Origin of the sequence: Dactylosporangium sp. NPDC051484 (genome assembly GCF_040689395.1) — a bacterium.
Taxonomy (GTDB): Bacteria; Actinomycetota; Actinomycetes; order Mycobacteriales; family Micromonosporaceae; genus Dactylosporangium.
In genome coordinates this window covers 350,210-364,242 of the sequence record NZ_JBFAZX010000006.1, presented here as the reverse complement: position 1 = coordinate 364,242, position 14,033 = coordinate 350,210, and the positions used below count along the sequence as shown (strand labels likewise).

Below are 14,033 nucleotides of genomic sequence, written 5' to 3'. Positions count from 1 at the left end.
CGCGTGGTCGACAACTGCGTAACCCACGCCACAGCGGGTACCGAGGGCTCTAGACGCCGCCGGGGCGCAGTCTTGGCAGGCGGGTGTCTACGTCTGGGACGGAGTAGCCCAGTGCGCGCAGGCGGGTGCTGACCTCCTCGATCGGCTTGCGGATCTTCTGCGCCGCGGCCAGCAGGTGGTTGAGCGGCACCGGCTGGGAGGCGTCCAGCCACGGGCGGGAGCCGTCCAGGTCGGTGCTGGCCAGGAGCAGGTCGTTGGGCTTCACCGAGTCGACCGCGATGGTGCTGAGGTCGACGTCGACGGTGTACCCCAGCGTCTCCAGCCGGGCTGCGATCTCGTGCACCGGCCGGCGCACCCGCCGGGCGGCCTGCAGCAGGTGCGGCAGCGGCACCTGCTCATCGAGGTCCAGCCAGGGCTGCGAGCCGTCCAGGTCGCGGCTGGTGATGAGCAGGTCGTCGGGCTCCACCTGGTCCAGCGATGGGCCGGCGCCGTGCAGGCTGACCGCGTAGCCGAGGAACGTCAGCCGCGCGGCGATGTCGTGCACGCTGCGCCGGGTGCGCTGGGCGGCCCGCAGGATGCGGATCGTCGGCACCGGCTTCATCGGGTCGAGCCACGGGTCCGACCCGTCGAGGTCCTCGCTGGTGATGGTGAGGTCGTCGGGCTCCAGGTGGTCGATGAGGATGGCGTCCGGATCGATGTCGACCCGATACCCGCAGGCCGACAGCCGGGCCGCCACGTCTCGCAGCTCGCGGCCGGTGGACTCGGCGGCGCGCAGCAGGTGGATCAGCGGCACCGGCCGCGACGAGTCCAGCCAGGGCTGCGAGCCGTCGAGGTCGCGGCTGGCCAGCTGCAGATCCTCGGGCTCGAGCTTGACCACCTCGATCGCGTCGAGGTTTCCGCCGAGCTGGAAGCCGAACGAGCGTAGCCGGGCCACCACCTCGGGGACCGGCCGCGAGGTGCGCTCGGCCGCGCGCAGCACGTGCACCGGCGCCACCTCCTCGCTCACGTCCAGCCACGGCGAGGAGCTGTCCAGGTCACGCGAGATGATCACCAGGTCGTCCGGCTCGGTGACGAGCGTCTCCCAGCCGCTGTCGAGCTGGTAGCCGAGCAGCGCCAGGCGCGCTGCTGTCTCGTCGGCGGGTAGCGCGACCTTGTGCGCGGCGCGCAGCAGGTGCAGCAGCGTCACCGGCTCGCGCGGGTCGAGCCACGGGTGGGAGCCGTCGAGGTCGCGGCTGGCGATGGTGAGATCCTTCGGCCCGAACTGCTCCAGCGGCAGCACGTCGACGTCGACGTCCACGTCGAAGCCGAGCTGCCGCAGCCGGGCCACCACCTGGTCCACGCTCCGCCCGGACTTGTGCGCCGCCCGGAGCAGGTGCACGAGGTACACGGGCTGGTCGGGCTGCAGCCACGGCCGGGTGCCGTCCACGTCGCGGCTGGTGAAGACCAGGTCGTCGGGGTCCACGCCCACCGTCTCGGCGCCGACCGAGGGCTCGAAGCCCAGCGTCTCCAGTCGCGCGGCGATCTCGGGGGCCGAGCGGCCGGTCTTGCGGGCGGCGCGGACCAGGTGTACGAGCGGGACGATGTCGACCGTGTCGAGCCACGGCCCGGTGCCGTCGACGTCGACGCTGAGCAGCAGCGCGTCGGACGGGCGGGCCCGCAGCGCCCGCTTCCAGTCGGGCCCCGGCTTGAGCACCTTGCGGTAGCGCCCGCCCGCGGCCAGCGCCGTGAGCCGCCACTCGACCAGCTCGTCCGGCCCGCCGACCGGCCCGTCGTTGGCCACGAAGCAGCCGGTGACCGCGGCGTCGACGGTCTCGCCGTCCATCTCCCACTTGCCATGCCCGCGCTCGATCGCCTGCTCGAAGATCAGGTCGGCGACCAGCGGGCGCACCGGGGCGAGCCGGCACAGCCAGTTGTAGCCGAGCAGGGTCGTGCCCGGCGCGGTGAGTGCTGGGACGGCCTCCCAGAGCAGGCGGTCGACGTCGTCCTCGCGGTACGCCAGGATCTTGGTCCGATCGACGGACAGGCGCGGCGCCAGGTCACGGTTGAGGTTGACCACCGCGCCGAAGATCTCCTTGCCCGCGTAGAGCCCGTCGGCCAGCAGCGCACCGTTGCCCCGGCACCACCACACCCGCGAGCCCTCGGCCGGCACGACGCCCGGGCCGACGCCCTCTTCGTCCTCGTCCTCGTCGTCGTCCTGGATCGCGCTCGCCGCGGCGGACAGCTCGCCGGGCACCCAGTTCTGGCTCTGCACACCGTCGGTCGCCTCGGTCGTGAATTCGGCGACCCACAGCAGCTTGCGCAGTTCCTCGACCGAGCTGACGGTCACGCCGTCGCGCAGGTGCAGCCGGACCGTCGTGCCCGTCTCGGTGCCCGGCCCGAGGTCCTGGATGCGGAACAGGCTGCCCGGGCCCGCGATGGACACCCGCAGCCGCTCGCCGGCCTGGCCGTCGCGGCCCATCCGGCAGGTCTCCACGGTGAGCTCGTCGGCGAGCATGAAGTAGCTGAGCACGCCGATGCCGAAGCGGCTGTTGGGGAACAACTGCACCGGCGGGTCCAGGCGGGCCCACTCGGCCTGCTCCTCAAGGAACTCCGGCAGGTCGGCCAGGCGCACGCCGGCCTGTGAGAACACCTCGCTCAGCTCGCGCACGCCCATGCCGACGCCGTTGTCGGCGCAGTCGAGGAACCCCCGGCCGTGCTCGTCGACGCCCTGCACGAACCGGATCTTCCCGTTCCACGTCGCCGGGGCCGACCGCCGGTGGTCCTGCGCACGGGTGAGGTACTCGGTGCGCGCCTCGCGGTAGCGGCAGGCGTCCAGCGCGTTCTGGTACAGCTCGCGGATGGCGAGCGCCGGGTCGCCGTACAGCTGCTCGCCCATCAGCAGCTCGCGCACCCGGTCCTCGGCGAGCCGGAAGCGCACGCCGGCCGACTGGTACGCCGGGACGCCGTCGCGCACCAGCGGCCCGACGTCGTCGGTCGCGGCACGGTTGGGCAGCTGCCGCAGCGGCAGCAGCGAGTCGTCCCGCGCGGCGGCGCGCTGCGCCTCGGCCAGCAGCTGGTTGAGCGTGTCGATGTGCGCACGCAGCGCGACCTCGATCGACGGGTGCGCGCACGCGGCGCTGAGCACGAGCGTGGCCCCACGCGGCTCCCAGTGCCCGTTGCGCACCGTGTCCAGTACCTGCCCGGCCGTGACTGGGTCGCCGATGCCCAGGTGCTCGCCGATGACCTCAGGCAGCACCGTGACCTCGATCGCCAGGCCCCGCGCGATGGTGAGCAGGAACGCGACCAGCCGCTCCCGCACCTCGCCGTGCCGCGACAGCAGCGACTCGGGCCGGTCGTGCCGGTTGAGGAACGCCGGATCGGCACGGATCGCGCGCAGCGTCTCGGCCGTGCGCGCGTCCTCACGCCCGGTTGTATCCGCCCAGCCGGTCAGCGCCGCGATGGTGGCCGGCTGGTAGGCCTGCGGGCGCCGCCCGATCCAGCGGTGCAGCAGCCACCAGCCCAGTTCGGCGGCCGTCTCTCGGCGCCCGGCCCGGATCGCCGCCAGCGCACGTCGATGCGGCTGGGCGTAGGTCTGGCTGAACCGCTCGAACGCGGCCCGGTCGCTCGTCGCGTCCTGCGAGGGCTCCAGATCGCCCGGCTCGACCCCGCGCTCCTGCGCCGCCATGCCCGCCCAGAGGGCGTCGTGCAACAGCGGTACTACGACGAGCCGCAGCGCCTCCTCGCCGGTGAGCCTCTCCTCCGGCGGGAGCAGGCCGACCAGGCGTGCCACCTGCCGCGACATGCGGGTGCCGAAGTCGTCGTCCTGCCACGGGTCGTCGCCCAGCGAGCCGGCCGAACGGCGGCGCGACTCGGCGAGCGCTCCGGCCAGCGCGATGGCTTGATCACGGTACGTCTGCGCGTCCTCGACGCGGCCCCACACCGTATGCTGCGCGGCGATCGTTTCCCAGCCCTCTGGCACCATGCGGGAAAACTTACCGGCCGACCGCAACGCACTGCGTCCAATCCCGCACCGCGGCGGTCCAGAAATGTGACGCGCATCGGTCTTACGGCCGGTCGCGCTCGTCGCTGCCGCAAGCTACGGTGCTCCGGGCGGTACTGGCCAGTGGAGGGGGTTAGCCGCATGTCCGTCGCTACAGACGGGAATGACGCGGGCGAGGCCGGCGGTCTGCCGCACGGTGCCTCCTCGCACGTTCGCCACCGCGTGCCGCACACGGCATCGGCACCGGTCCTCCCTGAGCCCTTCACCCCGGCGAAGCCGGCGATTCCCGCGATCCCGCGCCGGCGCCGCCCCGAGGGCCCGACGGCGGTCGCCACCGCGTCGATCCCGGCGGTGCAGGCCGCCGACCCGGATGCGCTCGTCGCGGATGTTCTCGACCCGGACATGCCCGAGCCGGCGACGGTCGCGAACCCGGCCGGCGAGGTCCCCGCGGACGCCTTCGCCGAGGCGTCGCAGACGCAGCCCCTCGAGTTCATCGTGTCGCTGCCCGGCGTGACGAACGACCCCGACGTCGCCCCGGCTTCCGATGCCAGTGCTTCCGTTGCCACTGCTTCGTCCGTTGCCACTGCTTCGTCCGTTGCCACTGCTTCGTCCGTTTCTTCTTCGCTCGCCGCCGTCGAACCCGGTCCGGCAGAGCCCGAAGAGGTGGAGACGGTCGAGGGCGAGCTCATGCCCCTGCACACCGTGCCGGCGGACGACTCGCCGACGCTCGCCGACTACGCGCCCCCGGCGTTCGCGATCGTCACCGAGGAAGACCCCGAGGACGCCGACGACTACCTTGGCAGCCGCCGGCGCGTCGCCCCATGGCACCGCTACCCGGTCGGCGCGATGGCGGTCGCCGTGCTGATCCTGATCATCACCGGCGCCGTCGCCTTCCAGTGGATCAGCAGCGGCGACTCGGGCGGCTCGCACAACAACGGCCTGCCCCCAAGGCTGCCGGGCGTGACCATGCCGGACACTCCGGCACCGGCCGCGGGCGGCGCCGACCCATCGGCGGAGCAGTCGCCGAGCGCCTCCACCTCGCCGTCGCCTTCGCCGTCGCGCTCCCGCACCAGTTCGCCGGCCGCCTCGCGCAGCGCGTCCGCGCCCGGCTCAATCCCCGCGTCGTCGAGCCCCGCCCCGCCTCCGGTCGTCCAAGCCGCCTCAGGCCGGATGCTGGGCAAGCAGTCGCAGAAGTGCATCGTCGTGTATCGCTCGGCCCAGCAGGGTAACGCGGCGATCGGGCTGGACAACTGCGACGCCCGGGCGGACAACCAGCGTTGGCGCATCCAGGGCGACCCCACCACGGGCGCAACCCTGATCGCGGCCGGCCTGTGCCTGGACGTGCAGAACCGGGGCACCGGCAACAACAACCTGGTGTGGGCCTACGACTGCAACGGCACCCCGGCCCAGACGTGGGTCCGCCACGCGAACAACACCTGGGAGAACCCGAACTCCCGCCGCTGCCTGGACGCCAACGCCGGCACGCGCGTGGGCACTCCGCTGGTCATCTGGGACTGCAGGGCCACCGACAGCCAGATCTGGACCCTCGGCTGACCTCGCCGCGACTCAGAAGCACGTCTGGAATTCCGACGTCCTGGTGCCGCCCGGACCGTCGCACTGCAAAATCTCGGTTCGTTTTCATTCGCGATTTGCCGCTGGGCTGGTCACCGGAACAAGCGCACCGCACGGGTGGGACCAGCTCAGCGACGCCTTCTCGGTGGTCAACGGCATCTTCGATCGTGCGCGAATTTGGGTCGACGGTTCGGGGCGACCGCCTTCGGACCCGTCCGCCGGGAACGGTGGAGGGGGACTTCGACGCGCTCGTCGAGGAGGCATACCGCAGCGTGCCCCGGATGGCGGTGGTCATCTTGATGCCGATCATCGCGAGGCGTGGAACCCAGGCCGCGCATGGCGTCTGTCGCGCGCGCTTGCGCGGGTCCTTGGGTCGCGAGCCTCGCGACACAAGGCGTTAATGGGGCAAGCCGCCCAGGTGTCTTCCGTACGAAGCGCTTGCTCGCTAGTTTGTAAGGTATCGCAACGAACCACCCCCGGCGGTCGGGTGGCGCCCTCGGCGGGGCGCTTCCGGCCGCGCTCCGCCGCACCATCGCACCCCCCGCTCCACTGAACCAGCTCAGCGGTTTCGGCGACCGTTGCGCGAAGCCCTGAACAAGGAGCTCCGTGTTCAACGTTCGAAGGCGCGCATCCCGCGTGCCGATCATTGCTGCAGTCCTGCCGCTCGTTGCCGGGGCCGCCGTCGCGCTGCCCTCCGCGGCGCACGCGGCTCCCGTCGAGGCACCCCCGCCCGCACAGCAGGTCCCGCAGGCCAACGCGGCCGCGGGGCCGTTCGACGTCCTGGTGTTCTCCAAGACCGCCGGGTTCCGGCACGACTCGATCCCGGCCGGGATCACCGCGATCAAGGCGCTCGGCGCCGCCAACAACTTCACCGTCGACACCACCGAGGACTCGGCTTTCTTCACCGACGCGAACCTCGCCAAGTACGAGGTCGTCGTCTGGCTGTCCACGACCGGGGACGTGCTCAACGCTGAACAACAGGGGGCCTTCGAGCGCTACATCAAGCGCGGCGGCGGCTACGCGGGCGTGCACGCCGCGTCCGACACCGAGTACGACTGGCCCTGGTACGGCGAACTCGTAGGCGCCTGGTTCAACGCCCACCCGGCGTCGCAGCAGGCCACCATCAAGGTCGAGGACCCCGCGCACCCGTCCACGAAGAATCTTCCGGCGCGGTGGAGCCGGTTCGACGAGTGGTACAACTATCGGACCAACCCGCGAGGCAAGGTGCACGTCCTGGCCAGCGTGGACGAGACCAGCTACACCCCGGGCACGGGCGCGATGGGTGCGGACCACCCGTTCGCGTGGTGCCGCGACTACGACGGCGGCCGCTCCTGGTACACCGGCGCCGGCCACACTCAGGAGTCGTTCTCCGACCCGCAGTTCCTGAGCCACCTGCTCGGCGGCATCCAGACCGCCGCCGGTGCGGTCCCGTCCGACTGCAGCGCCTCGCTGACCAGCAGCTTCGAGAAGATCAAGCTGGACGGCAACACCAACAACCCGATGGAGCTCGCCGTCGCCCCCGACGGGCGCGTGTTCTACATCGAGCGTGACGGGCGCGTGCAGATCGTCAAGCCGGACACGCACAAGACGGTCACCGCCGTCACGATCCCGGTGTTCACCGGCAACGAGGACGGGATGCTGGGCCTCACGCTCGACCCGAACTTCGCGCAGAACCACTGGGTGTACCTGTACTACAGCCCGGCGGCAGGCCCGCCGCGCAACATCCTGGGCCGCTTCACCGTCACCGGCGACACGATCGACCCCGCCAGTGAGAAGCAGGTGCTCGTGGTGACCACGCAGCGCAACACCTGCTGCCACGAGGGCGGCTCGATGACGTTCGACAGCCACGGCAACCTGTTCCTGGCCACCGGCGACAACAGCAACCCGTTCGAGTCGAGCGGCTACTCGCCGCTGGACGAGCGGGCGGGGCGCCAGGACTTCGACGCCCAGCGTACGTCGGCGAACACCAACGACCTGCGCGGCAAGCTCCTGCGGATCACGCCGCAGGCCGACGGGACGTACACGATCCCGGCCGGCAACCTGTTCCCCGTGGGCACGGCCAAGACCCGGCCCGAGGTCTACGCGATGGGCTTCCGCAACCCGTTCCGCATCGGTGTCGACCCGTTGACCGACATCGTGTACGTGGGTGACTACGGGCCCGACGCGCCGCAGGCCGACCCCAACCGCGGGCCCGGCAACACCGTCGAGTGGAACATCGTCTCCCAGCCGGGCAACTTCGGCTGGCCGTACTGCACCGGCGCGAACGTGCCGTACCGGGCCTACACGTTCCCGTCCGGCCCGGCGGGACCGGCGTACAACTGCGCCGCGCCCGTCAACAACTCGCCCAACAACACCGGCCTGAACAACCTGCCGCCGGCCATCCCGGCGACGGTCGACTACAACTACGCCGGTAACGCGAAGTTCCCCGAGATCGGGGGCGGCGGCGCGCCGATGGGCGGTCCGGTGTACCGCTACAACGCGAACAACACCGCGGAGAACAAGTGGCCGGCGTACTTCGACGGCAAGGCCATCTTCGGCGAGTGGAACCAGAACAAGCTGTACACGATGCAGGTCTCGGCTGACGGCAAGTCCCTTGTGGACATCAACCAGCTGCTGGCCGGCATGAAGGTCATCCGGCCCATGGACATGGAGTTCGGCCCCGACGGCGCGCTGTACATCATCGAGTGGGGCACCGGCTTCGGCGGCAACAACAGCGACTCCGGTGTGTACCGGATCGACTACGTGGCCGGCAACCGCGCCCCCATCGCGCAGGCGTCCGCCCAGCCGACGAGCGGCGTCGCGCCCCTGACCGTGCAGTTCTCCAGCCAGGGCTCGCGCGACCCGGACGGGCAGAGCATCACGTATGCCTGGACGTTCGGCGACGGCGGCACCTCCACGGAGGCCAACCCGGCGCACACCTACACCAGCAACGGCAACTTCACCGCCCAGCTGACCGTCACCGACACCGGCGGGCGCAGCGGGACCGCGAACGTGCCGATCACGGTGGGCAACACGGCGCCGACGGTGAAGATCACGCTGCCGCCGGACGGTGGCTTCTACGAGTGGGGCGACCAGCTCAAGTTCACCGTCGAGGTCACCGACCCCGAGGACGGGCAGATCGACTGCTCGAAAGTCCAGGTGCAGTACCTGCTCGGGCACGACGAGCACGCCCACCCGCTCGAGCAGTACACGGGCTGCTCCGGCACCGTGCAGACCTCGCTGGCCAGCGGTCACGGCGCGGAGGCGAACGTCTTCGCCGTGATCGAGGCGTCCTATGTGGACCGTGGCGGGCCGGGCGGCGCGGCGCCTCTGACCGGGCGTTCGCTGATCAGGCTGCAGCCCAAGCGCATGCAGGCCGAGTACTTCACGGCGACCGGGCGGGTGCCTGGCGTCAACTCGGGCGGCACTCCCGGCGTGCAACGGGAGACCACCGGCGACCCGCAGGGCGGCTTCCAGAACATCGGGTTCGTCGAGGAGGGCGACTGGTTCTCCTTCACGCCGGTGAACCTCACCGGGATCGACAGCCTGCGGATCCGGGCCGCGAGCAACAACGCCAGTGGCGGCACGATCCAGATCCGGACCGGGTCGCTCAACGGGCCGATCGTCGGCTCGGTCGCGGTGCCCGGCACCGGCGGGTGGCAGACGTACGTCAACCTGAACGTGCCCATCTCCGCGAGCACCACAACCGGGGAGCTGTTCTTCATCGCCACCGGCGCGGGTGCGGGGTACAACATCAACTGGATCGACTTCATCGGCCGCGGCGTGACCGACAACGCGCCACCGGTCGTGACGGCGACCGCCAGCCCGCCGAGCGGCACGACGCCGTTCACGGTCACCTTCACCGGCTCGGCGACCGACCCCGACGGCGACAACCCGCTCACCTACGCCTGGGACTTCGGCGACGGCGGCACCGCGGCGACGGCGAACGCCACGCACACGTACACCGCGCCGGGCAACTTCACGGCGACGCTCACGGTCACCGACGCGCGCGGCGCCAAGGGAACCGCGACGGTGGCGGTGCGGGCCGAGGCGGCCAACACCCAGTGCTTCGGCGCTCGCTCGGACGACTTCCTCGGGTCCGAACTGGACCGTACGAAGTGGACGGTCGTGCGGGAGACGCAGGCGCTGTCGGTGAGCGGCGGTGCGTTGCACCTGCCGACCGCCCCGGGTGATCTGTACGGCGGCACCAACGGCGCGACCAACCTCGTGCTGCAGCCCGCCCCGGCCGGTGCCTGGCAGGCCACCACGAAGGTGACCCTGCCGGCGGCGGCGAACTACCAGCAGGCCGGCCTGATCCTCTACGGCGACGACGACAACTACGCCAAGGTGGACCTGCTGTTCGCCACCTCGCGGAAGATCGAGTTCATCCGCGAGAGCGCCGGCACCCCGCGCAACGAGGCCGCGGACGCGATCAACGCGCAGCCGGGGGACACGTACTACGTCCGGCTCATCTCCGACGGCACGAACCTGACCGCGGCGTACTCCACCGACGGCACCACGTTCGTCCCGGTCGGGCGGGCCGCGGCACTGGCCGGCATCACCAACCCGCGGATCGGCCTGTACGCGCTCAACGGCGGCACCACGGCTCCGATCGTGGACGCGGCGTTCGACTGGTTCCAGCTTTCGCCCGACACCGCACCGACCAATGTGGACCCGAGCGACGAGTTCAATTCGTCCACACTGGACCACTGCCGGTGGAACGCGATCGTGCGGGAGGACCCGACCGGGTACCGCCTCCTGAACGGCGCGCTGCAGATCGACGTCCCGAACGGCGACATCTACGGCACCGGTAACACCGCACCGAAGAACTTCATCCTGCAGAAGGCTCCGAACGGCGACTTCACCATCGAGACCAAGGTGGACGGTTCGGCGTTCAACGAGCAGTACCAGCAGGGCGGCCTGATCGTGTACGTCGACGACGACAACTACGTCAAGATCGACTACATCGTCGACAACCAGCCCGGCCAGGCGCTGGTGCGGCGGATCGAGTACCGCAGCGAGATCGGCGCCGCGGTGCAGAATCCGCAGCCGAACGTGAACAACCTGACCTCGGCCGTGTGGTACTTCCGCATCGCCAAGCTGGGTAACGCCTACACCGGCAGCTACTCCGCGAACGGCACCACCTGGACGACGGCCGCCACGCTCACCAACGCGGCGGTCGGTACCAACGCCAAGGTGGGCGTCTACACCCTCGGCGCGGGCCAGACCGCGTCGAAGCCGGCCTCGTTCGACTACTTCCGCCTGACCACGGCAGCCGTGGACACGACACCGCCGGTGGCGACCGCGACCGTGCAGGGCACGCAGGCCGGTGGCTTCTACAACGGCCCGGTCACCGTCACGCTGGCGGCCACCGACACCGGTTCAGGCGTCGACAAGGTGGAGTACCAGGTGGACTCGGCCACGACCTGGAGCACCTACAGCGAGCCGATCCCGCTCAGCGGGGACGGCACGCACCAGGTGCGGTACCGCGCGTCGGACAAGGCGGGCAACACGTCCGAGCCGAAGGTCCAGGAGGTGAAGATCGACGCGACCGCGCCGGTCACCACCGCCACGTTCGCGCCGGCCACCGACGCGGGCTGGCACAAGGGGGCCACGCCGGTCGCGCTCGCCGCGACCGACTCGGGCTCCGGTGTCGCAGGAATCCAGTGGTCGCTTGACGGCGGCGCCTGGACGTCGTACACCGCGCCGGTCAACGTGACCGGCGACGGCCAGCACGAGCTGCTCTACAAGGCGACCGACGCGGCCGGCAACGTGGAGACCCTCAAGTCGGCCATCCTGAAGATCGACGCGACCGCGCCGACCGTCATCGTGGCCGGTCTCGCCGACGGGCAGCTGTACGGCGACAGCCAGGACGTCCGGGTCACGTGGCAGGCGATCGACGCCACGTCCGGGGTGAAGTCGGTCGCCGGCTCGCTCGACGGCGGCGCCTACCAGACCGGCACCCTGCAGGCGATGTACCAGCTCAGCCTCGGTATGCACCAGCTGAGCGTCACCGGCACCGACAACGCCGGGAACGCGACCACCACCACGGTCACGTTCTTCGTCACCACCTCGTTCCGGGACATGCAGAACCTGCTCGACCGGTTCAAGGCGAGCAGCCAGCTGACGAGCAAGGCGTACAACCAGCTCTCGGACTCTCTCGCCACGGTCCGCAAGTTCGAGGCGAAAGGCAACGACGCCAAGGCCCTCAAGGAGCTCGCGGCCTTCCGCGCGCTCATCACGCCGGCCCTGGTGCCCGACGCCGGGATCCGCAGCACGCTGATCCGCGACGCCGACGCGATGACGATCCGGCTCGGCGGCACGCCGCCCGACCAGGCCGGCGTCAAGGCCAACAACGGCAAGTCGCTGGCGGGCACCGGACGGGTCGATGAGGACCCGAGCCGGTTGAAGAAGAACGGAAAACTGTGAGGGTTCTGTCCCTCATGATGGTGCTCGGCCTGCTCGCGCCGGTCTCCGGCGGCCTCCAGCTGGAGGTCGCGGGCGACGGTGCGACGGGGGTGACCGTCCGCGCGTACAGCGCGGACGGCCGCCCCGCCGAGACGGTCGTCCGGCTCGTCCTCACCGCAACGGCTGAGGGCGGCCGGACGGTCGGGCCGATCCAGCTCAACCCGGCCAGCGAGGGCCGCGGCTTCTACTCCTCCGGCCCGGTGCTCTCGCCGGGTCGCTGGACGGTCGTGGTCACCGCGCCGGAGCCGGACGCCGTGCGGGCCGAGGCGGTGGTCGAGGCCCGGCCGGCACAGAGCCCGCCGTCGCCGGCGTCGCGGGCCGCGCCACCACCGCCGCCCGAGCCGTCGTCCCGCCTGTGGCTATGGGGGCTGGCGGCGCTCGCCGTCGCGGCCGGGTTCACCGCGGTCTCTGTGGTCCGGCTGCGACGATCCTGAAGGACTGAGGGCGACCACCGACATGGTGGTCGCCCTCACCATGCTCAGGCCGCTACCGCGGCGGCGGCGGGCACACGACGCCTAAGCACATGGCGCGGACGATGGCGATCCCCCGGCGGGCGTACCTCCGGAAAGCCGTCCGATCACGATGTGGTGACAAGTAGCCGACACATTCGTCATGATCACCACAGAACGCGACGGCGACGCATCGCGCGACGCGCCGATGAGCGGGGCTTTCTTGCATGACCATGACTATTCGTGTACGGACCTTCGTCTGATGGTCACTGCTCGATGGGATGACCGGCCCCGTTGACGCCGACTACTCTGTAGCGACACGCACAGCCGGAGGTCGCGCCGTGGCCCTTCATACCCCCGCCAGGTTGGCACTATCACCCAGTGACGTGCCGTGGACCCTCACCGGGGGCCGGGGCATCTTGGGCCTTGACCCGGTCACGGGCGCCATCGTCCTGTGGCTGGGGTTGATAGTGTTCATCGTCCTCTTCGTGCTGCTCGCGGCCTTCTTCTCGCGCTGGAGCCTCTACCGGCTCAACCGCCACGACCGCCGGGCCGCCATCGAGGCTGCCCAGGGGGGCCTGAGCCCGGCCGATCGTGTCCAGCTGCGCACCGAGGCCGGCGAGCTCATCCGCCAGGCCGCGGCGACCGCCGCCGCGGCCAAGCGCGCGCAGACCGCCGTTGTGGAGGCGCAGGCCCACAGCGCCGCCGCCCAGGTGGCCCGCGAGCACGCGTGGGCGACGTTCGACGTGGCCCAGAAGGCCTATCAGGACGCGTTGCGCGCCGCCGGGCACGACTCCGACGAACTGCCCACGAGGGAGCAGGCCGAGGACGCCAAGCACGAGGCGTCCCGCGCCGCGCTCGACGCGTTCAAGCGTGGCGACATCACCGTCGAAGCGCTGGAGCAGGTGTTCAAGGGTGTCGCCGGGGCCGATCCGCTGCAGGAGCTGGCTGCCCGCGAGGTCGAGCTGCGCCGCACCGCGCAGAGCCGGGCCCGCCGGCTCTACGAGGCGGCTGCCGCCACCGAGCGCGCCGCGATCAAGGCCGCGGACGTCGCGGTCGCGTCCGCCGCCGCCCTCGCCGAGGAGGCGGCCGAGGTCGCCGAGGAGGCCGCGGAGCTGCGCGACACGCTCGACGCGGCGCGCCGGGCCGGGCTCACCGGGTCGACCATCGCCCCGGCTCCCACCGCCCCGACTCCGCGGGTGCCGCGCCAGCGCAGCCGCAACTCCCGCTCCGAGGCCGCCGAGAAGCCGGCGCTCACCACCGAGATCGCCTGAGCGCGTCAGGCCGTCTCCGGCAGCGCCTCCGGGCCGGGCCGCGCGTTGTCGAAGGGTTCCTCCAGGGGCGCCTCGAAGCGCATCCCGGCCAGCGCCTCCTGCAGGCGCGGCAGGTCGGCCTCGGCGAGCTGGAACGACGCCCGGCAGATCCTGTCCACCCACAACGAAACCACGACCGTGCCGCGCTGCGGATGACACGTCACCCGCATGGTGCGGTCGCCGCCCCGCACGTCCTCGAACACGTCGCCCGTCTTGGGCAGCGCCACCAGCTCACCCATGGATCGATGGTGCGGCACTGAACGCCGGTTCAGC

General features: G+C 71.2%; 6 protein-coding genes. 4 read left to right on the top strand and 2 right to left on the bottom strand.

Annotated elements, in window-relative coordinates; translation table 11 throughout:
* Positions 1-49: 49 nt before the first annotated feature.
* Entirely contained in the window at positions 50-3,961 is a 3,912-nt protein-coding gene (locus AB0367_RS14590; protein ID WP_366226750.1) for a hypothetical protein, read from the bottom strand.
* Positions 3,962-4,120: 159 nt separating this feature from the next.
* Here AB0367_RS14590 and AB0367_RS14585 point away from each other — a divergent pair, with 159 nt between their 5' ends.
* The 4 genes from AB0367_RS14585 to AB0367_RS14570 all read left to right on the top strand — a co-directional run bounded on the left by AB0367_RS14585 (position 4,121) and on the right by AB0367_RS14570 (position 13,721).
* Positions 4,121-5,533, top strand: coding sequence for a ricin-type beta-trefoil lectin domain protein (locus AB0367_RS14585; protein WP_366226749.1), 1,413 nt, complete (start codon positions 4,121-4,123; stop codon positions 5,531-5,533).
* Positions 5,534-6,187: 654 nt separating this feature from the next.
* Positions 6,188-11,959, top strand: coding sequence for a ThuA domain-containing protein (locus AB0367_RS14580; RefSeq protein ID WP_366226748.1), 5,772 nt, complete (start codon positions 6,188-6,190; stop codon positions 11,957-11,959).
* Positions 11,956-12,432 carry a hypothetical protein gene (locus AB0367_RS14575; RefSeq protein WP_366226747.1) on the top strand — a complete coding sequence of 159 codons (477 nt, stop codon included), beginning with the start codon at positions 11,956-11,958 and terminating at the stop codon, positions 12,430-12,432. Before AB0367_RS14580 ends, AB0367_RS14575 begins: the two co-directional genes overlap by 4 nt.
* Before the next feature lie 401 nt (positions 12,433-12,833).
* Positions 12,834-13,721, top strand: a complete 888-nt coding sequence (locus tag AB0367_RS14570; RefSeq protein ID WP_366226746.1) for a hypothetical protein — start codon at positions 12,834-12,836, stop codon at positions 13,719-13,721.
* A 5-nt stretch (positions 13,722-13,726) separates the two neighbouring features.
* Here AB0367_RS14570 and AB0367_RS14565 read toward each other — a convergent pair whose 3' ends face one another.
* Positions 13,727-13,999 (bottom strand): hypothetical protein, encoded by a 273-nt coding sequence (locus tag AB0367_RS14565; RefSeq protein ID WP_366226745.1) that lies wholly within the window; start codon positions 13,997-13,999, stop codon positions 13,727-13,729.
* Positions 14,000-14,033 lie beyond the last annotated feature (34 nt).